The organism is Methylobacter sp. (assembly GCF_036845245.1).
GTDB lineage: Bacteria > Pseudomonadota > Gammaproteobacteria > Methylococcales > Methylomonadaceae > Methylobacter_A.
In genome coordinates this window covers 77,562-98,056 of sequence record NZ_DAIUEH010000009.1, presented here as the reverse complement: position 1 = coordinate 98,056, position 20,495 = coordinate 77,562, and the positions used below count along the sequence as shown (strand labels likewise).

The following is a 20,495-nucleotide window of genomic DNA, read 5'->3' as shown; positions in this document are numbered from 1 at the left end:
ACCACGGCCTGGCCTTGAGCACAGATTTGACGATTCACCCTGTTTATCAGTGCTTAAAAATCAAAGCTTTCAACTTCCGCGATTAAAAATACCGGCGCGCCTCCGGTTGAAATTTCAACCGCATGTCCCGCCGTTTCTTGTCCTCCCGGTGAATTCAAACACGCTTCCAATGCTTCCATGGACGGAAAATAAACTTCCGCAATGCGATGAAAAGGCGTGGGATCATTGCCGGCGCTGCCCGTTATCAGGGACGCAACAAAGCGGGTCTTTCCTGCCAGCTTTTCTACAGCCATCGGCACATGCTCATCCGCATAGCGTTGCTCGAACGTATCAAGATTGGTCGGGTGTGGATACATGACAATCAGTTTTGCAGTTTTCATAGCTTTCTCATATGGTCTTGTTAATGGAGACCTTATCTTATAAGCAATACTATAGCTTTGTATAATACTGACTTACTATGAAACGATAGTCTTTACCTATATGAAAGTTGTATCTGCGGCGCAGGCGTCGAGGGCGAAACATTCCGCTTCGCCCCCACTGCAATAATGATAAAGCCTTTCAGGACAAGTAATGCTTACCCTGTGTCGGCTCAAAGATATCAATCCAGCTTAGTTTACTGAAGTTACTCGTGGCGTTAACGGTTCACCATTGATCTCAAAATCCATTTTGATACGTTTTACCGCTGCTCTCATTTCCGTTTTGCTCTTAAAAGGCCCGGCGATAACCTGATAGGCATCGTTTTTTGAGACTTTACGGGCCGGTATGATCGGTCCCTGATGATTAAGCATCGTTGCCAATTGCTGCGCCTTGGTTTCATCATTAAAGCTGGCCACCAAAATGGACCAGTCGCTCTCTTTTAACTCCCCGGCAACAGGTTGGTCGTAGAACTGCTCCGGATGCTTCAGCTGCACGGCATTTGCCGTTATTTCCGGGACATCGGCGCTGTGCATAAGTATCGGCGTGGGAATGCCGTCTGAACGCTGGAGTATGCGTTCGACTTTTTCCCAATCGACGGCTACGTCTTTTTTGGCGCTGATTTCATGTAATTGCTTCACTACCTGCTTTCGTAGATTGGCTTTGTCCTTGGCCCATTTCGGTAACGGTTCATGCGCTTCAAGATATAACATGTCCTGATGCCACGCAGTCAGATAAGGTTGATGAAGGATGCGCACCGGCATGCCGACCGTGGCTTTTTTGAACAGCACTTCGATGTCCTCCGGGTAAAGCTGCACACAGCCATGGCTGATCTGCATACCGATACCGTAGGGTTTGTTAGTGCCGTGAATCAAATAACCGGGAAACCCCAAACGCATCGCATAAAGTCCCAGCGGGTTATCAGGCCCCGCGCCGACAACCTTGGGCAATGAATCGCCTTTTTCGGCATGTTCGCGATGAATGGACTCGGGAACAGTCCAGCTTGGATTCGCATCTTTGGCAACGATGCTGGTCTGTCCCATCGGCGTATTCCATCCCTGACGGCCAATGCCGACCGGATAGGTGTAAACTTTTTCCGGCTGTTTTTTGGGATAGTAAAACAGCCGCATATTCGCCAGATTCAGTGTTATACCTTTATGCGGCGAATCGGGCAGTATGAATTGCAAAGGCAATAGAACGCGACTGCCCGGTTTGGGCGTCCAAGGAGAGACCGCGGAATTGGCAATGCTGATGTCGTTATAGCCAAGGCCGAAATGGCGGGCAATATCCGGCAGAGCATCATTTTCCTGGGTGTCGATTGCGGCAAGCGTGCCGACCATATTCTCACCATCAGGCAGTTCGAACTCGTGGGTCACTATGGTTTCCGGTTTCGGTTCCGGGAGTTCGATGGTAACCGTTTGTTGTTCTTCAGTGAAAAGCGTCGACAGCGTCTGACAGCCGCTCAGCAACATTAATCCAAACGCCAAACTGAGCGACAAGGCTGACTTTTTAATTTTGAACAGGTCAATTCTAAAGGTTTCTTGGCTGGTCATATAGGTAGCGCGAGTAAAGTTACAAACACCAAGTATATCCGAGCAGAGATTAAGATAGACCTAAAAAAACATTAGGTTATGATTAAATTCGGCTTTAAAAACACCGCCTTGAAGCCCTATTATTTTCGCCCTGCTGACACAGGACTAGCGTCAGACCGAACCGGTTAGTTCTCCGTATTGATGACGCAGCGGATCAGTCGTTAACCGGCCGGTCCGAGTTCAACGCATTCCATCCGATTACAACCCTGTATACTATCAGCATTACAGTTGCGATCAGGATATAAAGCCCGATACCCAGTTCAAAAGTCAATCCGGACAACGCAAAACCGGCCAGAGCTATCCACGCGGTCTTGATCTGCCAGTCAAAATGCGATTCCAGAAAGGTTCCCTTCACTTCGTCCTTCCTAAAAAAGTTAATCGCCACGCCCACCAGCAACGGCAACCCGGCCAATGCAAAGGCCAGTACCTGACACAGATACACGGCCGTTGCCAACCACTTTAATGAATGTAATCTTTCAGTATTAGTTTGATCTGTCGAACTTTCATTCATAACCCACCTTCCTGTTGATTTTTCTTGTTATGACCACAGCACAAAATGTGCTGTATCTCTTTTTGAGATATAAGGCTTTTATAAAGATAAATCAACCGGCGCCAAACTCAATTTATGATTTGAATAAACTCAAAGTCCAAGTTCGGACAACCCCGGATGGTTATCGGGCCTCGGCCCCAGCGGCCAATGAAATTTGCGCTCAGCTTCGTTAATCGGCAAGTCGTTGATGCTGGCTATGCGGCGCTTCATTAGGCCGTTTTGGTCAAACTCCCAATTTTCATTACCGTAAGAACGAAACCAGTTGCCTGAGGCATCATGCCATTCATAAGCAAACCGCACCGCAATACGGGCATCATGGAAAGCCCATAGCTCTTTTATCAGGCGGTATTCCAATTCCTTGGCCCATTTTTGCTGGAGGAATTGAACAATCTGTTCGCGGCCGGTAAAGAATTCAGCACGGTTACGCCATTGGCTATCAACGGTATAAGCTAAGGCTATTTTTTCCGGGTCATGCGTATTCCATGCATTCTCGGCGGCACGGACTTTTTGCGCGGCCGTTTCGGCAGTGAATGGCGGCAGTGGTGGGCGGATATTTTCAGTCATGTCCAGATCCTCTTTATTGTCGGAAGTGCGCAAAATAGATTTTATTGCAGTACGAATTTAAGCCCGATTAACATTAAAACAAAAGCTAAAATCGGCCGTAAAAATCTTTCAGGAATTTTTGCACTCAGGTGGCTGCCGATCCAGATGCCGGGCAAAGAACCGATCAGCAGACTGCCCAACAAAACCAGATCCACATTACCCAGACTAAGATGACCCAGCCCGGCAACTGCGGTCAGCGGAATGGCATGAGCCAAATCAGTGCCGACAATTTTCAGCGTGGTCATTCGGGGATAGAGAAATAACAGCGCAACAGTACCCAACGCTCCGGCGCCCACAGACGACAATGTCACCAATATGCCCAGCACAGCGCCGATAAGTATAGTCGCAGGTATTTGCAAGTGCCTGAAACGTCCGGCATTCTCGGGAGTGCTATGATCATCGTCGATAGGTTTAAGCTTTGCCGACCGTCTTAGTAACACACTACGCACTATCAGCGAAAAAGCAGTCAGCAGCAGCGCAACGCCCAGTGTAAAAGTGATCGCTCCGGTGGTTTCCTTGCCGACTTCCATGAGATGTTTAAGCACAAATAAGGTAGCCAATGCAAAAGGTATGCTGCCCAGCGCCAACCAGCCGACGATTTTCCAGTCTACCGAGCTATGTTTATTGTGATGGACCCATACGCCGCCGGTTTTAGTGATGGCCGCAAACAAAAGGTCCGTACCCACCGCAACCGCAGGTTTGAATCCGAACAGAAAAACCAACAACGGCGTCATCAGCGAACCGCCGCCCACACCAGTCAAACCTACCAACAGTCCTACAGAAAGACCGGAAAAAGCATATGCCCAATTCATAAAACTAGCCCTTGTTTTAATGCATCTAAAAAACCGAGCATTATAACAGCCGAGTAGCGCTATTTTTTAACAGTTGTTGTTCTGCGTGCATTTGATAATGAAGCACATATCAAATCTCTGAGCTTTAACTTGGTGTTGAGTAAGAGCAAATCGCTGCGATTAGCTTCATGGAAAACGATGCGTCTGAGCATTGATAGCGCATCAGTTTGATAATTCCGTCGGTAAGCTAAAAAGATGCGGTCAAAATGCTGACCGCACAGAGGAGGAAAAATAGCTAAACTCTAATTCCTTAAGGAGAGGGAGCGCATACAAGAGTTGCTTGCATTCTAATAATTAAACTCAGCCTTGAAAATGCGACCAATTGCCGCGCACTGCTTGCTCTGTATTAGAGTCGGCGCGAAAAAATATTTTAAAAGGCTTTGTTACAAAAACAGAGCTCATTTATCGCTTTATTAGATACACACATCGAATAATATCGTTTTATTAAAATAAAATATCCTCCTAAGCTATATCCAACCGCAAGCAATGCCGTAAATAAACAGTACGGCGTTGTTTATAACGTGTGTCTGACGTTATTTTTTTATCTGTACCTCCTCTATGACAAGGATTGTTTTTTAGGCGGGTTTCGACCCGCCTTTTTTAATCCGGACAAGGTACTGATTTTTTAAGACTTTCCATACAGCCAATGCAACCTGAAGCGGGAAATCCACTGGCAAATACCGCTTTTATCAGACTTGAGGAATAAATTTATGCCGTTACAAAATTTAGTTGAGTATTTCAATGACCGCTTCGGGCAAGAGCACCGTTCAAGCTTCCGTCCCTTTCTTGTTGAAGATGGCACAATCAGCGCCCTATTCGGTCAAATCAAAATAGGCAGTGTTTTTTCGCCTATTCGAAAAGCGTTAAAACCCGCCGAAATCGTAGGCCATGCCGCGAAGCTTAAAGTTTCCACCCATGACGTCCAGTACCTGTATTCGGACGAAATTGAAAATCTGCTGAGTAATCATCCGCACCAGGCCGGCGATTTTGAATCCATCATCAATTTCGATCGCTTATCCCGCACCGTCCACATGCTCAATTACCTGCCTATAACCCATTTGCAGGGTGCGTTGTTCCTGGAAGTCGATCCGCGGCATATACTGGGTGTTAAAAAGGATCATGGCGCCTATTTTGAAGAAGTGATCGAACAGTGCGGCCTGGAAACTAAAAATGTCGTCATCATTATGGCGGTAAACAGCCACTATGCCCGGCATTATCAGGAACTGGTTACCGGCCTTGATAATTACCGGCATCGGGGTTATCAAATAGCGCTTAAGTTCGATTACGTCGCGCAGGAGAGTCAATCGCTCGACCTGATTACCAAGCTGTCTCCGAATTACGTCAGTTTATCGGCGCGCTATCTTGACCAAGTACGAGACAACACCCTATTTGAAAAATTACAGAAGTTAAGAACGCTGATAGCTTCAGCGGGCGGGCAAAGTATCTTGCAGCAAGTCGATCAAAAAGAATCCGAGTCGCTAGTTCTCAATACCGGTTTTGACCTGGTGCAAGGCAGTTATTATGAACGGTCCTCGGCCCCGGTATTTTTAGCGGCAATACCCGAAGTCAGGATTAGCGCCAATAACTAGCCCTTAGCTTGCTGGAACGATGAAACTATCTTCATGTTTTCGGCTGCTGAACGGCAACAGCCGGCATGACATTGTGAGGAAATTCGATGTGTGAATTATTGGGTATGAGTGCGAATGTCCCGACCGATATTTGCTTCAGTTTTACCGGCCTGATGCAACGTGGCGGACGCACCGGGCCGCATCGGGACGGCTGGGGCATTACCTTTTACGAAGACCAGGGTTGCCGCACCATTAAAGACCCCGCGCCCTGCTGCGACTCACCCATTGCCAAACTGGTTCAAGCCTGCCCGATTAAAAGCCGCGCCGTTATCGGCCACATCCGGCAGGCTAATCGAGGCCCCGTTGCGTTAAAAAACACCCATCCCTTCACCCGCGAACAATGGGGCAGTTTTTGGACTTTCGCCCATAACGGCCAATTAAGCGACTATCAGGCCTTGCAGCAACCCGGCAAACATCTACCCGTCGGCGATACCGACAGCGAAACCGCGTTTTGCTGGCTGCTCAACGAACTGGACCGGAAATATCCCGACAAACCCGCCGACATGCAAACCATATTCAGCTATCTGGGCGAACTGTGTCTGCAATTACAGCATTTCGGCATCGTCAATATCCTGCTGTCCGATGGCAACTATTTGTTCTGCTTTTGCAGCAGCACCTTGCACTGGATTACCCGGCGCGCGCCATTCGGACAAGCCCGGTTGCTCGATGAGGATGTCACCATCGATTTCCATCAGGAAACCACGCCCAATGATGTCGTTACCGTGATCGCCACATTGCCGCTAACCGGCAATGAACAGTGGCATAAAATGGAACCCGGCTGTTACCGGGTGTTTCATAACGGCGAATACATAACTTACGCGTAGACTGTTTCAAGCATTGTTTGACCAATGCCGCTTGCTTAAATTCATCACCGTGCAGGCATATGACACGCAACAATTTTACTTTTGGTAGTAAAATTCCTTACTTTTGTAAGGTTGCAATGATATGTCTACTCTGGAGAACTCTTTATGAATTATTCAAACATGCTGGCCGAGGCATTTGCCGAAGCGCAAACCGGTTTTGATGAAGGCGGCGTACCTGTCGGTGCCGCACTGTTCGACGCTGACGGCAACCTGCTCGGACGCGGCCGCAATCGTCGGGTGCAGGACAACGATCCGTCCGTCCACGGCGAAACCGATGCCTTTCGTCAAGCCGGTCGCCAAACCAATTACCGCGACAAGATTTTGGTAACCACACTGGCACCCTGCTGGTATTGCTCGGGCCTGATCCGGCAATTCAATATCGGCACCGTGGTGGTCGGCGAATCGGTCAACTTCGAAGGCCACCTGGATTGGCTCAAAGATGCCGGGGTGACTATCGTTGAAATGAACGATGCCGATTGCATCGCGCTGATGCAGCGTTTTATCGAGCAATCGCCGCAGATCTGGTTTGAAGATATCGGCGAGTGCGATTGTGCTTAAACAGCTGATTCGAATCCTTTCGATAACCTGGCTGCTGTTTAACCTTACCCCGGCGCGGTCGGCCGAGCCGGACCCCGTCACCCTGCAATTGAAATGGAGACATCAATTTCAATTCGCCGGTTACTATGCCGCCAAGGAAAAAGGCTTTTACCGGGACGCAGGACTCGACGTCAATATCGTTGAAGCGGCTCCCGGCATCGATCCCGCCCAAGAGGTGATTGCCGGTCGCGCCCAGTTTGGCGTCGGCACCAGCGAACTAATTCTGAACCGCTATCGCGGCGATGCAGTGGTCGTGTTGGGCGTAATTTTTCAGCATTCGCCGCTGAGCCTGATTGCCTTGTCCGATTCGGGAATCGACAATATCCACAAATTGATCGGCCGCAAGGTGATGATCGAGCCGAGTTCGGCGGAGTTATTTGCCTACCTGCTTCAGGAAGGCTTTACCTCTAAAGCGTTCAACTTACAGCATCATAGCCTGGATTTGAACGATTTGCTGTCGGCTAAAACCGATGCAATGTCGGTGTACGTAACCGACGAGCTGTATCTGCTCCAGCAGCAGGGACGAACTTACACTCAATTCAGCCCGCGAATGAGCGGTATCGATTTTTACGGCGACAACTTTTTTACGCTGGAAAGCGAGCTGGATGAACGCCCGCAACGCGTCAAAGCATTCCGGGAAGCAACGTTGCGCGGTTGGCGCTATGCGATGCAAAATCCAGACGAAATCGTGCAGCTGATCTACGATCGCTATTCGCAGCGCCACAGCATTGAGCATTTGCAGTTTGAAGCCAATGCAATGCATGACCTGATGCAGCCGGAACTGATCGATCCCGGTTATATGAATATCGGCCGCTGGCAGCATATCGCCCAAACCTACCATCAGCTTGGCTTGTTGCCTGAGCATTTCGATGTCGAGCCGATGCTGTATTTTCCGAACTCGGCAATCGACCTCAAAAAGCTCAAAACCACGCTTTATTACGCAGCGGCAGGCTTATTGCTGTTAAGCGTGCTATCGGTGATTTTGTTCCGCTTCTATCGGAAGGCACGTATCAATGAAGCCCGGCTCAAAACCATGTTCGATTATGCGCCGCTGAGCTTGATCGTGCTGGACGATCAAAACCGGATTCAAGGCTGGAACGCTCAAGCCGAAAAAACCTTTCTCTGGCGCGCTGAAGATATGCTGGGGAAAAATATCTCGACCATAATCCCGCCTGCGAAACGCACGGGAGTGGAAAAAGTCCTGGCAACCGTGCATAAAGAGCACGCCATTTTCCATGCCGAGAATACCAATCTCAGAGAAGACGGCAGTGAAATCCTGTGCGAATGGCTGAATGCGCCTTTTAAGGACCAGCACGATCAATCGAGTTTCATCATTTGCATGGCGCGCGACATCACCGAACAAAAGCGTCTGGAACAAAAACTTGAGCAAGCCGCGCATTACGACAACCTGACTTCGCTACCGAACCGGGCGTTGATTCTGGATTTACTGAAACAATCTCTGGCGACTGCGGCGCGGCAAAAAACCAAACTGGCCATCCTGTTTCTCGACTTAAACGGTTTTAAAGCGATTAACGACAAGCTGGGACACGAGTCCGGCGATATAATTCTGCTGACCGTTGCAAAACGTCTGCCGCAGGCTATCCGCGAGTGCGACTATGCCGGTAGGTTGGCCGGTGACGAGTTTTTGGTCATTCTGCACGACATAAGCTCGCTTGAAAACGCGCTAATGGTTGCCAATAAATTGCAGGATTTGATTGGCCAACCTTGTGCGGTTAAGGATCAGGTTGTCACTATCAGCGCCAGCATCGGCATCAGTCTTTATCCCGACGACGCGACGGAAATTAATGAGTTGATTCATCAAGCCGATCAAGACATGTATCAGGCCAAACAGGCGCATCGTTCGGATAAATGATTTATCCATGAAAAACAAACAGTCACAAATGAAAATCCTTACCCGCCGCTACCTCTTTGACATAACCGGCCTTGATCACAAAGTCGCCGAATCGCTCTCCCGCTTCCCGCTCAAGGGCATAGCGTTGAAGGATAGGAGTAAGCTCGGCAAGAACCTGTTCCTCATTGATATTCTCGCGGTACAGCTTATTCAGGCGTTGGCCGTAAAAACCTGCGCCCAGATACAGGTTGTACTTGCCCGGCGCTTTGCCGATAAAGCCGATTTCCCCCAGCACTGAACGTGCACAGCCGTTCGGGCAGCCGGTCATGCGGATCAGGATCGGATCGTGTTCAAGTCCGGCTTGCTTGATGACCAGCTCAAGCTTATCGAGCAGCGACGGAAAGTAGCGCTCGCTTTCAGCCATCGCCAAACCGCAGGTCGGAAAAGCCACGCAAGCCATTGAATTCAGGCGCAGCCCGGTCTGCTGATTGACGTCAGCCAGCCGGTATTCCGTTAGCAGCGCGTCAATGACCGGTTTCCGTTTGCTGCTGACTTGGCCGATCATCAAATTCTGGTTCGCGGTGAGCCTGAAGTCGCCGTCATGCACTTTGGCGATTTCGCGTAGTCCGGTCATCATCGGGTAATCTTCGGTGTCAAGTATGCGCCCGTTCTGGATAAACACCGTGTAATGCCAAGTATCGTTAGCGCCTTCAACCCAGCCGTAGCGGTCGCCGGAATGTTCGAATACAAAAGGCCGGGGCGGCTCCATATCCCAGCCCAAGCGCCGGTTCAGTTCGAATTTGAGCCAGTCGACGCCCCGGTCTTCGATAGTGTATTTAAAACGCGCATGTTTGCGATGGGTTCTATCGCCAACGTCGCGCTGAATCTTGACGATTTCCTCAGCGACTTGCAGCGTCTTGCTTTTGGAACAATAACCGATCACGTCGGCCAAGCGCGGGTAGGTTTCGATATCACCGTGTGTCATGCTCAATCCGCCGCCGACGCTGACGTTAAAGCCGAGCAGACGGTCATCCTCGGCGATCGCGATAAAGCCGAGATCGTTGGCAAATAAATCGACATCGTTGCTGGGCGGAATCGCGACCGCTATTTTGAATTTGCGCGGCAAGTAGTGTTTACCGTAGATCGGCTCTTCGTCCTGCCGACTTGAGGACAGCAGTTCCTGATCCAGCCAGATTTCATGGTAAGCAGTGGTTTGGGGAGTCAGGTGTTCGCTGATGCGGCGGGCATACTCGTAAACCTCTTGATGCAGCCGCGATTGATGCGGGTTTGGATTGCACATGACGTTGCGGTTCACGTCTCCGCAGGCGGCAATGGTATCCAGTAGCGCGGCGTTAATCTCGGCAATGGTCTGTTTCAGGTCGCGCTTGACGACGCCATGCAACTGGTAAGCCTGCCGCGTTGTTAGCCGAATGGTCTTATTGCACCAGGTGTTCGCGATACGGTCCACTTCCAGCCATTGCGTCGGTGTGCATACGCCACCGGGTGCGCGGATGCGGACCATAAACTGGTAGCGAGGTTCCAGTTTTTGCCTGCGGCGTTCTTCCCTCAAGTCGCGGTCGTCCTGCTGGTAAATACCGTGATATTTACACAACTGGGTGTCGTCGTCAGCCAGCGCGCCGGTCAGCGGGTCTTGCAGGCTTTTGACCAGCGTGCCGCGCAGATAATGGCTCGCGTCCTTGACTCGCTCGACTTCAGCCCGTTTCGACAATTCTTCCGGAGTTAGTTCGATCATCGTTTAACCCTCACATTTAATACACATCCCGCTGATAACGTTTTGCCTTTTGCAAATTCACGACATAGTCTTCCGCGTTGTCCGTCCCGATTTCAGCCGCCACAATTTTTATCAACGCCGTATGTACGTCATGCGCCATCCGTTTCTCATCGCCGCAGACGTAAAGGTGCGCGCCGTCCTGTAACCACATATACAATTCCTTGCCGTGTTCGGCCATCAGGTGCTGAACGTAGATTTTTTGTTCTTGATCGCGGGAGAAAGCCACATTCATCCGGGTCAGCACGCCGTTTTTCAGGTAACGCAGCCATTCGGCCTGATACAGAAAATCGGTCTCGAAATGTTGATCGCCGAAAAACAACCAGTTTTTACCGGTCGCGCCTATAGCTTCACGCTCTTCGACAAAAGCGCGGAAAGGCGCAATACCGGTACCGGGACCGATCATAATGATCGACGTGGAAGGGTCCACCGGCAATTTGAAATTATTGTTGCTATCGATATAAACAGGGATGATCGTGTCCTCGTCTATGCGCTCGGCCAGAAATGTCGAACCGACGCCCTGACGATACCGTCCATGCGACTGGTAGCGCACGACCGCCACGGTGATATGTACTTCGTCGGGATGCTGCTTCAGGCTGGAGGCAATCGAATATAAACGGGGCGGCAGTCTGCGCAGGCAGTCGATAAACGCTTGCGGCGATAGATTCCCTGCTGGAAAATCCTCTACCAAGTCAATAATTTCACGGCCATGCAGATAATCTTTCAGCTTGTGCTTGTCTTTTTGCAACTGATCCAACTTTCGATTACTCGCCAACAAGGCATACTTCTGCATCATCGGCCGGGTAATGATAGTCGCCTCAAAATAACTGAACAGCGCGTCGTAAAGAAAAAAATCCTTATCGTCAAACGTAACCGGTTCGGTACCGTCAAAGTGCAGTGCCTGTAACAACGCATTGATCACGTCAGGCGCATTGCTCGGATAAACACCGAGCGCATCGCCCGGCTCGTAAGTCAGGCCGGAACCGTCCAACGACAATTCAAGATGATGGGTTTCCTTGATTGAGCCTCGCCCATTCAGTCTGATATTTTCCAGTAAAAGTGCAGGAAACGGGTTCTTGCGGGAATAGGCGGATGCGCCTGCAACGGGCGGCGAAGTCAGCACGGCCGTTTGAAGCTTTATCTCCAGGCGTACCGACAGTTCATTTAATACCGCATCCATCCAGGCTTCGGCTTTTGATTCATAGTCCACGTCGCAATCGACCCTGGGATGAATCCGCGTCGCCCCAAGCTCTTCCAAACGGCGATCGAAATCAACGCCGGTTTTACAGAAAAACTCATAGCTCGAATCGCCCAAGCCAAGCACCGCGAACTGTATTTGCGTGAGCGATGGAGCGCGCTTGCTGAATAAATGCTCGACCAGTTCCCTGGCATTGTCGGGAGGTTCGCCTTCACCGTAAGTGCTGATGATGACCAGCAGGTTTTTCTCGGCCTTCAATTGCAGGAGCTTGTAATCGCCCATCTTCTTTATGACCGTTTTTAATCCGCGGCCGGCGGCCAAGCGGTGCATTTGTTCGGCCAGCACTTCACTGTTACCGGTTTGTGAACCGACCAGGATAGTAATCTCGGCAATATCGTCAGCGCTGGGAACGGCGGTTAAATCCTTGGTAACCAGCCCGGTCAGATATCCTCCGATCCATGCGGCTTGTTCCGGCGATAAGGCGGCAATAAATTGCTGGAGAATATGATGTTGATCGCCGCTTAATGGCGTCTGGCTGCGTTCAGGTAATAATATCTGCATATAAATACCCTGATTCTTAAATGAATGAAGCGTAACGCGATAGTTTGCAACTTTTCTTGTCAGATTACTCTAAGCCAACCGGACCGGCAATACCGGTCAATACGTAGATTTGCAGATGAGCCCTCAAAAGTACCGGCTTTCAATTATCCTCGACAGCCTTAGTTCGGCTTTATCAAGACACAGGTCATTTTTACTGAAACAAGTATCACATCATCTGTTTATTGTGTATTTCTTAAAAGGGACAATCGCAGTTAAAAAAGGCGCGCCGAATTGTGCTACGCTCTTGGTATTGCGGGCGCTAAACTCGACCTGTAAGACTTTTATTAACGCGTATTACATTTCATTAATCAGGAGTCAAGCCATGCTAATCGGATTACCTAAAGAGATTAAGGACAACGAAAATCGAGTCGGTCTGACACCGGGCTCAGTCAAAGCGTTAACGCGCCGGGGTCATCAGGTGCTGGTGCAAAGCGGCGCCGGCGAAGGCAGCTCGCTTTCGGACGAAGAATATCAGTCTGCCGGCGCCCAAATCGTCCCTTATGCGGAAGATGTGTGGGCGGCAGACATGGTGGTCAAAGTCAAAGAACCGATTGCAGCGGAATATCAGTATCTGCGTCAGGATTTATTGCTGTTTACCTATCTGCATCTGGCATCGGATAAACCGTTGACCGACGCCCTGCTGGCCAGCGGAACCACCGGCATCGCTTACGAGACCGTGCAAACCGAAGACGGCAGCTTGCCTTTATTGATACCGATGAGCGAAGTGGCCGGACGCATGGCGACTCAGGCAGGCGCAACCTATCTGCAAAAATCGCATGGCGGCCGCGGCGTATTGATCGGCGGCGTGCCGGGCGTCGCTCCGGCCAATGTCGTCATTCTGGGCGGCGGCATCGTCGGTACCAACGCCGCGCGGGTCGCTGTCGGCCTGGGCGCGCAAGTCACGGTGCTGGATATCAGCCATACCCGATTGAAATATTTGGACGACATTTACCGGGGGCAATTACAAACTCGCATCAGCAATGAATCGACTATCGAAGAAGTGCTCGATACCGCCGACATGGTCATCGGCGCGATTTTAATCCATGGCGGACGAGCGCCCTGGCTGATCACCAAAAATATGCTCCCGACCATGCGTAAAGGCTCGGTGATCGTCGACGTAGCCGTCGACCAGGGCGGCTGCGTCGAAACCACGCGCCCCACAACCCATAGCAACCCGACTTATGAAGTTGACGGCGTGGTGCATTATTGCGTCGCCAATATGCCTGGCGCTGTACCGCGCACCAGCACCTTTGCGCTGAACAACCAAACGGCCGGCTACGCCTTGCGCCTGGCAAACGAAGGTTTGGATGCTGTACGTAAAGATACCGCTTTGCAATACGGACTCAACACCTATCGTGGAGATGTGACCTACCCCGCCGTGGCGGAAGCGTTCGGCCTAAAACATATCGATCCGTTGCTGGCATTGGCTAATTCTTAAGAACGACAGTTCCCGGTAGAAGCTTGAGTCGCCTCTACCGGGAACCGGCTTATGCAATAGTGTCCAAGGTTTTATTTCAGCCCGGCAGCCAATGCTGACTATTGGACAAACATTGTTGTATGGCTTATGTCGGACGGTATCAGGAATTTTTGTCGATCTTATTCGAAAGGAGAATCCGAATGCCCTCATGGCTTGTCTTTGTAATTATCGGTATTTTCGGCATCGGCTGCGCTTAAGCGGCCAAACGGTTGTCTTTGAGCGCGGCAATAAAGTGCTTTTTCTTTTTCGCAATGAACTCGACGTTTTCCATGGAATCGATCCAGCCATTTATTATCACATAATGAAATTTCAAGGCGTTATTCACCATACTCCGAATTTGTGCCCTATAAGTATCAATCCGCTTTTGATGACGTCACTGGCCCGCTTCACCTATCGTGTTTTCGCCGCAACTTAAATGCGACCGGAAGCGATACACCACCGCTGTAATACAGGGCATTCAACAAGTTGATTCTCCTTACCGAACGCCCACCGCAATGATTGAAATGCCAGCGTTACATTTCTTGACCGGTTGCCAATATCGTCCATTACTTCGTGATTTTCCCATACTGCTTCCAAGTGGCTTGGCTGTGGCATGTCGGGTCTGAGCGATTACATTTGGCTTTATTGTTGAAAAAATACTGCGGCATTTGACTTACTTTTATTGTTGAAATGCGTGATATGACACAGTTTTATTGGTTCGGTAGCTAAAAAAGCTTGCCGAGACCTGGCCGGCCGGGCTTTTCATTAATTGGCACATTTATTGTGTGCGAATTAGATTTATGGAACTTCGTTTAAAAGGAATAAAGCCCAAAGGACCGAGCGCTATAACTTTACAATTGTAGATACGGATAATTTGGTTTTCCTCTGAAACTGCCGAGGACGAACATGAACGAATGACCCTTTTTGAAATAATGCTCGTCAACCTGTAATTATTTGGAGATCTATGTGATGCATAATGTTATTCAACCTATTTTAAAAACCACGTTAACGGCGGCCGCTTTAACGGCTACGATGGCCGCTTCCGCAGCGACTAATAAGTGGGTTAACGAGGATAATATCCTCGAACCCGGCACAACCATTCAAGCCATTGCGGCAAACGCTAATAAAAACAGCTACACCAGCAATCCGGCGTTAACAAACAACGCTTGGGGTATGCAGGGAACATGGCTTAGTTTCAATGTGACCAGCCAGTCTACTGTGGTCGTTACCTTAACCTCGGCAATAACTAATGCGCCGGGGTTTACCGTTTACAGAACAGACGGCAGTTTTACCGGTAACGGCACCGGCACAACGACAGGAAATAACGGCGCGATTCATAGCTTCAACCAAGTTGGCCAAGCCGGAGCGGCCGGAATAGTCTGGGCGACCGATGACTCGGTTACCAATTCGTTGGCGGGCAATACAACCGCCAACGGTATCGTCGAAACACTGGGTTATGTCAACGGTTCAGCGAATGAATATATCAATGCTTATAGTGGTGTGATATCTCCAGGCGCTCACGACGTTAGTATCGACAATCTGTATGAAAACGGTGTTTTCGGCAGTACTGCCACCGTAGGTAACATGAACTATTCCAATTTGACGCTGGTTGGTTTGGCGCCGGGTTATTACACGATCTTTTTAGGCGGCACCAACACCAGCGCAACCAGCGGCACGCCTATAGACGTTAAGGTTTCTGCCATGCCGGTATCGCCCGCTGATTGTTTGTTTAACGCAAATGAACAAGCATATCCGAGTTTATTGCCTGCGACCGGCACCCCATCCGAATCTGCGACAACTTACTACTATCGCAGCTATCCGCAAACCAATTCATATATAGGTATATCTTCTGCCGATAACCATCTCTATTACATGGGACCAGACGCTAAAATGCAAGATCAAGGAAATGCCGCTACCTTGATGACACAGGCAGGATGTAATTAGACTTGGTCAGCCATGCTTGGCATGCGGATCATGTTTAGCATGGCTACGAATCAACGTATCTTCGGATTTTGGTGTTTGCCATAACCGAAGATCAGCATGAATGATGATGTTTTTACCTTTCCGCGATTTGGCTTGTTTTATGATGCCGTTGGACCGATTTTCTCGCCATGGCCTTTTGGCTCTATTCTTATCATTGACCTGGCTAACAGATTGCGGCGCTGAAGAATTGGCGCTGGGTCCTATGCCTATCAGTTTGAAATCCATGCAAGTACCGGAAGTACCGGGCTTGCTGGATGGTCCTCAGCCTATCGTAGTCAATAAAACGGCCGCTATTTCCTTGGGTAAGGCGCTGTTTTGGGATACCAATGTCGGCAGCGACGGCATGGCTTGCGCTTCCTGCCATTTTCATGCCGGCGCCGATCGCCGAATAAAAAATCAGGTTGCTCCCGGCGGTCAATCGACTCCGGTAGCCAACCAGCAATTTGCTATTTCCTCTCTCGGTGACTTATTGGGAGCCAACAATGTTCTAAGCTTGAGCGATTTTCCGTTGCATCGAAGACAGAATCCTCTGCAGGAATTCTCCCAAATTGTTTTCAATAGCAATAATGTCGTCGGATCGTCGGGCACTTTCGGGGGCGAGCTCAGAAGCGTCAACCGTTCAGGCAGCATGGTCGACGATTGCCGACGCGACGCCGATGTGTTGTTTCATGCCGGAAATATCGGTACTCGGCGTGTGACACCACGGAATGCGCCCAGCGTGATCAATGCGATTTTTAATCATCGCAGTTTTTGGGACGGCCGTGCGAATAATGTGTTTAACGGCAGCAGCCCTTGGGGTGAGCGCGACCCGGATGCTGGCGTCTGGGTAAAAATCAATGACCAACAACTGATTAAGGAGCGGTTGCACTTGATCAACTCCTCCCTGGCGTCATTGGCGACCGCCCCACCATTAAATTCAACTGAAATGAGTTGCAAAAACCGAACGCTAAAAGATATAGCTAGGAAATTATTGTCGCGCCGTCCGCTGGAAAACCAAAAAGTCCATTGGAACGACAGCGTGTTGGGACGTTTAAGTTTAAGCCGGCCGGGAAATTTAAACTCCGGACTTAATACGACTTACGGCAATTTGGTCAGACAGGCTTTTGACCCGAAATATTGGTCCTATTCACCGGTAGGCGAATTCGGTAGTCCGATTGAAGATAGCCCCTACACCCAAATGGAAGCCAATTTCGCGATGTTTTTCAGCTTGGCTATTCAGCTTTATGAAAGCACGCTGATTTCCGATGAGGCGCCGTTCGATAACAGCCGGCGCGATTCGAACAATCAACCGATCGACCTGACGGTTTCGGAATTGAACGGACTGGAGCAATTTAGAGTCAATATGTGTGGCCTGTGTCATTTGGGGCCGAATTTCAGCTCTGCCTCGGTCAATGCCAATGCCGCTTTGGCTCAGTCTCACCCGGAAGTTTTCGGCCAACCGACTTTCTATATCAGTACGACAAACAATGTCGTCGAGCGCATTCCGCTCTTGGTTGGTAATCAAGCGTTGACCGCATTTTACGATACCGGTTTCGCGTCTACCGGCGTTGCCAAGGAAACCTCCGACATTGGCTTGGGCGGTGTCGACGACTTCGGCAATCCCTTATCTTTTAGTTTGCAATATCTGCAATATTTAGCGGGCAATACGATCAGAGTCGTTGACAGTGATGTGAGCACGGTACGCGCCTGCGATTTTCAGGAAGAATTTGCATTAAATTTCCAGCCGCTTTATCGGGCTACCAGCTTATTTACTCCCGGCGACGGTATTCAACCTCAGCCGCAGGCTACCGATAATTGCTATTTACCGGCAGGAAGCAATGCTTTTCTTCCTACTACTGAAGCGGCTTTAACCGAACTGAACAATCCCAATACAACTAAAATGACCGCCGAGGTGAACGCCTCTTTCAAAATTCCTTCGTTGCGTAACGTCGAGTTGACGGGGCCTTATATGCACAACGGCAGTATGGCGACCTTGCAACAAGTAATAGAGTTTTATACTCGGGGCGGTAATTTTAATAATGACGCTAAACAAATTACTCGAGTCTTTCAATTACACAATTTGCAATTCTCAGCGCAAAACCGTGCCGATCTGGTCGCGTTTCTAAAAACATTGACCGATGATCGAGTGCGTTACGAGCAAGCCCCTTTCGACCATCCCGAGATTTTTATTCCGCATGGGCATGAAGGCGATCAGGTGTTTGTGACGGCTTACGAGTCGTATCCCAACCAGGCCAGAGATGAGTTTTTGGCGATTCCCGCAGTCGGTGCAAGCGGTACGGCAGTTCCGCAGCAGCCATTTGCCAATTATTTGGCACCCTAGATAATTAGATATAGCCTATGAACAATAGCCCATTATTTACCTTAAGCCTATTCGCACTGGCGATTTGCCAAAGCGCTTATGCCGGCAATGAAACCGAAAAGAGCGCGCTCGACGAAACCATTACCTTTCTTGAGGACATCATAATCGTCGGAAAATCACCTTCCTCGACTATGTCGGTCAAAAATGAAATGTCGACTGAAGAAATTGCCGCAAAACAGGCTCAAGTCACCGATACCGCAAAATTATTAGAAGATACCGCGGGACTTAGTTTTCAAGCCGGTGGCGGGGTATCCTCATTGCCGATCATTCACGGCTTAAATGATAACCGCATCAAAATCGATGTTAACGGTATGACTGTGCATTCGATATGCCCCAATCATATGAATCCGGCGCTATCTTATATTGACCGTACTAACGTCGGCAATATCACGGTTTTACAGGGCGTAACACCGGTCAGCATGGGCGGGGACAGTATTGCCGGAACGATTTCGGTCGAATCGGCTAAGCCGGAATTTGCCGAGCCGGGCAAAGACATTTTGCTTAGCGGCAAAATGTCGTCGTTTTATCGCAGTAATGGCGATGCGTTCGGCGGCAGCATCGCGGCCGGGATTGCCAACGAACATGTCAGGCTGGACTACACAGGCTCGGATACGCAAAGCCGTAATTACAAGGATGGTAATGGCAAGGTTGTGCATTCCAGCGCTTATGAAAATCAAAACCACGCCGCCGCGCTGTCGTTCAAATTCGATAATCACTTGTTGGAGATCAAGGGCGGACAACAGCATATTCCTTATCAAGGCTTTCCAACAGCACGGATGGACTTGATCAATAACGACAGTATTTTCGGCAATGTCCATTATAAAGGCGCATTCGATTGGGGGAATCTGGACGCTAAACTTTACCTGGAGAATACCAGCCATACCATGGATTATGAGGCCGATAGACGTGCCCCGGAGCCGATGCCGATGGAAACGCGCGGTAGAAATCACGGCTATAAGCTGCAAGCCGAGATGCCATTCGGCGAACAGGAAATATTTCGTTTCGGCAACGAATTCCATAGCAGTTTAATCAACGACTTTTGGCCCCCCACTTCTCCATTGCCTAGTATGATGGGACCCAATACGTTCTTTAACCTGAACAACGCGACTCGTGACCGTGTCGGCACCTTTGCCGAATGGGAGTCGGATTGGTCGGCTGAATGGAAAAGCATGTTGGGGGTTAGATATGACCATACCATGACCGATACGGGAAATGTTCAGGCCTACAATAATGTGACTTCCGATTATTTTCAAGCACTTGCATTCAACACCTTAGACCATCAACGCAATTACGATACCTTTGATGTTACGGCATTAATGCAGTTTACGCCTAATCAATGGAGTCAATATAATTTCGGTTATGCCCGTAAAAACCGCGCGCCATCGCTCCATGAACTTTACCCATGGAGTATAAGCCCGATGCAGATGACCATGGTTGGCTGGTTCGGCGACGGCAACGGCTATGTCGGCAATATGAATCTAAAGCCGGAAACAGCGCACAATATAAGCTTTACCGCGGATTTTTATGACCCCAAGTCGGATGCCTGGGGCTTAAAGGTGACGCCTTATGTTAGCTATGTCGAAAATTTCATTGATGCCGACCGGTGCAACAATTGCAGGCAACCCAGAAATGGTTTCTATTACTTGCAAATGGCTAATCATGATGCGAGGCTTTGGGGTATCGATGTGACGAGCAGGGCCGATTTATTTACCGACAAAACAGCCGGAAAATTTTCTACTCATTCCATTATGAGTTATGTCAATGGCCGGCGGATGGATGGAGGCAACCTTTATCATATGATGCCTTTCAACCTTAAACTTAGCCTGGATCATGAAAGGAAAGGATGGAAGAACACGTTTGAAATGCAATTTGTAGATGGAAAGAACGATGTGCAAGCCATTAGAAATGAATTGCGTACGCCCGCCTATGTTTTGTTGAACGCTAAGACCGGATATCAATGGAAGAACCTTGGCATCGATATTGGGCTGGATAATATCCTCGACAAGCAATATTACTACCCTTTGTCCGGTGTCTATATCGGCGATCAAAACGCCATGACGCTGGTCTCATCCCGGCCCAATATTAATAACCTTCCCGGCTTGGGAAGATCGGTATATGTGGGCATGACCTTGACTTATTAAGAAGTATTTAAGGCTTTCG

At 49.5% G+C, this 20,495-nt stretch carries 15 protein-coding genes and 1 pseudogene; 8 read left to right on the top strand and 8 right to left on the bottom strand.

What is annotated here, in order from left to right; all coding sequences use genetic code 11:
* Positions 1–53 precede the first annotated feature (53 nt).
* The 5 genes from V7051_RS06080 to V7051_RS06060 all read right to left on the bottom strand — a co-directional run bounded on the left by V7051_RS06080 (position 54) and on the right by V7051_RS06060 (position 3,971).
* Positions 54–380: an EthD family reductase gene (locus tag V7051_RS06080; RefSeq protein WP_333874049.1), complete on the bottom strand. Its 327-nt coding sequence runs from the start codon at positions 378–380 to the stop codon at positions 54–56.
* A gap of 228 nt (positions 381–608) precedes the next feature.
* Positions 609–1,967 (bottom strand): L,D-transpeptidase family protein, encoded by a 1,359-nt coding sequence (locus V7051_RS06075; RefSeq protein WP_333874048.1) that lies wholly within the window; start codon positions 1,965–1,967, stop codon positions 609–611.
* A gap of 193 nt (positions 1,968–2,160) precedes the next feature.
* Positions 2,161–2,517, bottom strand: coding sequence for a DUF4870 family protein (locus V7051_RS06070; RefSeq protein WP_333874047.1), 357 nt, complete (start codon positions 2,515–2,517; stop codon positions 2,161–2,163).
* Between the two features lie 129 nt (positions 2,518–2,646).
* Complete coding sequence (locus V7051_RS06065) at positions 2,647–3,120, bottom strand: nuclear transport factor 2 family protein (protein ID WP_333874046.1); 474 nt, start codon at positions 3,118–3,120, stop codon at positions 2,647–2,649.
* Between the two features lie 41 nt (positions 3,121–3,161).
* Complete coding sequence (locus V7051_RS06060; RefSeq protein WP_333874045.1) at positions 3,162–3,971, bottom strand: sulfite exporter TauE/SafE family protein; 810 nt, start codon at positions 3,969–3,971, stop codon at positions 3,162–3,164.
* Positions 3,972–4,720: 749 nt separating this feature from the next.
* Here V7051_RS06060 and V7051_RS06055 point away from each other — a divergent pair.
* The 4 genes from V7051_RS06055 (at position 4,721) to V7051_RS06040 (ending at position 8,971) form a co-directional block, all read left to right on the top strand.
* Positions 4,721–5,599, top strand: a complete 879-nt coding sequence (locus tag V7051_RS06055; RefSeq protein ID WP_333874044.1) for an EAL domain-containing protein — start codon at positions 4,721–4,723, stop codon at positions 5,597–5,599.
* A gap of 86 nt (positions 5,600–5,685) precedes the next feature.
* Positions 5,686–6,462: a class II glutamine amidotransferase gene (locus V7051_RS06050; protein ID WP_333874043.1), complete on the top strand. Its 777-nt coding sequence runs from the start codon at positions 5,686–5,688 to the stop codon at positions 6,460–6,462.
* Between the two features lie 144 nt (positions 6,463–6,606).
* Positions 6,607–7,059 (top strand): nucleoside deaminase, encoded by a 453-nt coding sequence (locus V7051_RS06045; RefSeq protein ID WP_333874042.1) that lies wholly within the window; start codon positions 6,607–6,609, stop codon positions 7,057–7,059.
* Positions 7,028–8,971: a diguanylate cyclase domain-containing protein gene (locus V7051_RS06040; RefSeq protein WP_333874041.1), complete on the top strand. Its 1,944-nt coding sequence runs from the start codon at positions 7,028–7,030 to the stop codon at positions 8,969–8,971. Before V7051_RS06045 ends, V7051_RS06040 begins: the two co-directional genes overlap by 32 nt.
* 22 nt (positions 8,972–8,993) lie before the next feature.
* Here the strand turns inward: V7051_RS06040 and cysI are convergent, their stop codons facing one another.
* Together cysI and V7051_RS06030 are read right to left on the bottom strand one after the other, a co-directional pair.
* Positions 8,994–10,703, bottom strand: a complete 1,710-nt coding sequence (gene cysI, locus V7051_RS06035) for an assimilatory sulfite reductase (NADPH) hemoprotein subunit (protein WP_333874040.1) — start codon at positions 10,701–10,703, stop codon at positions 8,994–8,996.
* Positions 10,704–10,719: 16 nt separating this feature from the next.
* Positions 10,720–12,498: an assimilatory sulfite reductase (NADPH) flavoprotein subunit gene (locus V7051_RS06030; RefSeq protein WP_333874039.1), complete on the bottom strand. Its 1,779-nt coding sequence runs from the start codon at positions 12,496–12,498 to the stop codon at positions 10,720–10,722.
* A gap of 361 nt (positions 12,499–12,859) precedes the next feature.
* On the opposite strand from V7051_RS06030, the gene ald reads away from it, so the two are divergent.
* Positions 12,860–13,975, top strand: a complete 1,116-nt coding sequence (gene ald, locus V7051_RS06025; protein ID WP_333874038.1) for an alanine dehydrogenase — start codon at positions 12,860–12,862, stop codon at positions 13,973–13,975.
* Between the two features lie 235 nt (positions 13,976–14,210).
* On the opposite strand, the pseudogene V7051_RS24610 reads toward ald, so the two are convergent.
* Positions 14,211–14,523, bottom strand: a pseudogene (locus V7051_RS24610) (IS701 family transposase); the annotation flags it as partial.
* Between the two features lie 436 nt (positions 14,524–14,959).
* On the opposite strand from V7051_RS24610, the gene V7051_RS06020 reads away from it, so the two are divergent.
* From V7051_RS06020 to V7051_RS06010, 3 genes are all read left to right on the top strand, one after another.
* The gene (locus V7051_RS06020; protein WP_334181126.1) at positions 14,960–15,937 is read left to right on the top strand and encodes a hypothetical protein; all 978 of its coding nucleotides are present in this window, start codon (positions 14,960–14,962) and stop codon (positions 15,935–15,937) included.
* 100 nt (positions 15,938–16,037) lie between these two features.
* Positions 16,038–18,296, top strand: a complete 2,259-nt coding sequence (locus tag V7051_RS06015) for a cytochrome-c peroxidase (RefSeq protein ID WP_333874036.1) — start codon at positions 16,038–16,040, stop codon at positions 18,294–18,296.
* Positions 18,297–18,313: 17 nt separating this feature from the next.
* Complete coding sequence (locus tag V7051_RS06010) at positions 18,314–20,476, top strand: TonB-dependent receptor (RefSeq protein ID WP_333874035.1); 2,163 nt, start codon at positions 18,314–18,316, stop codon at positions 20,474–20,476.
* Positions 20,477–20,495 lie beyond the last annotated feature (19 nt).

Excerpts from the sequence above, each read along its gene's own strand:
- V7051_RS06075 (WP_333874048.1), bottom strand. The coding sequence starts at position 1,967 with ATGACCAGCCAAGAAACCTTTAGAATTGACCTGTTCAAAATTAAAAAG.
- V7051_RS06070 (WP_333874047.1), bottom strand. The coding sequence starts at position 2,517 with ATGAATGAAAGTTCGACAGATCAAACTAATACTGAAAGATTACATTCA.
- V7051_RS06030 (WP_333874039.1), bottom strand. The coding sequence starts at position 12,498 with ATGCAGATATTATTACCTGAACGCAGCCAGACGCCATTAAGCGGCGAT.
- cysI (WP_333874040.1), bottom strand. The coding sequence starts at position 10,703 with ATGATCGAACTAACTCCGGAAGAATTGTCGAAACGGGCTGAAGTCGAG.
- V7051_RS06055 (WP_333874044.1), top strand. The coding sequence starts at position 4,721 with ATGCCGTTACAAAATTTAGTTGAGTATTTCAATGACCGCTTCGGGCAA.
- V7051_RS06045 (WP_333874042.1), top strand. The coding sequence starts at position 6,607 with ATGAATTATTCAAACATGCTGGCCGAGGCATTTGCCGAAGCGCAAACC.
- V7051_RS06015 (WP_333874036.1), top strand. The coding sequence starts at position 16,038 with ATGATGATGTTTTTACCTTTCCGCGATTTGGCTTGTTTTATGATGCCG.
- V7051_RS06010 (WP_333874035.1), top strand. The coding sequence starts at position 18,314 with ATGAACAATAGCCCATTATTTACCTTAAGCCTATTCGCACTGGCGATT.
- V7051_RS06065 (WP_333874046.1), bottom strand. The coding sequence starts at position 3,120 with ATGACTGAAAATATCCGCCCACCACTGCCGCCATTCACTGCCGAAACG.
- ald (WP_333874038.1), top strand. The coding sequence starts at position 12,860 with ATGCTAATCGGATTACCTAAAGAGATTAAGGACAACGAAAATCGAGTC.
- V7051_RS06080 (WP_333874049.1), bottom strand. The coding sequence starts at position 380 with ATGAAAACTGCAAAACTGATTGTCATGTATCCACACCCGACCAATCTT.
- V7051_RS06060 (WP_333874045.1), bottom strand. The coding sequence starts at position 3,971 with ATGAATTGGGCATATGCTTTTTCCGGTCTTTCTGTAGGACTGTTGGTA.
- V7051_RS06050 (WP_333874043.1), top strand. The coding sequence starts at position 5,686 with ATGTGTGAATTATTGGGTATGAGTGCGAATGTCCCGACCGATATTTGC.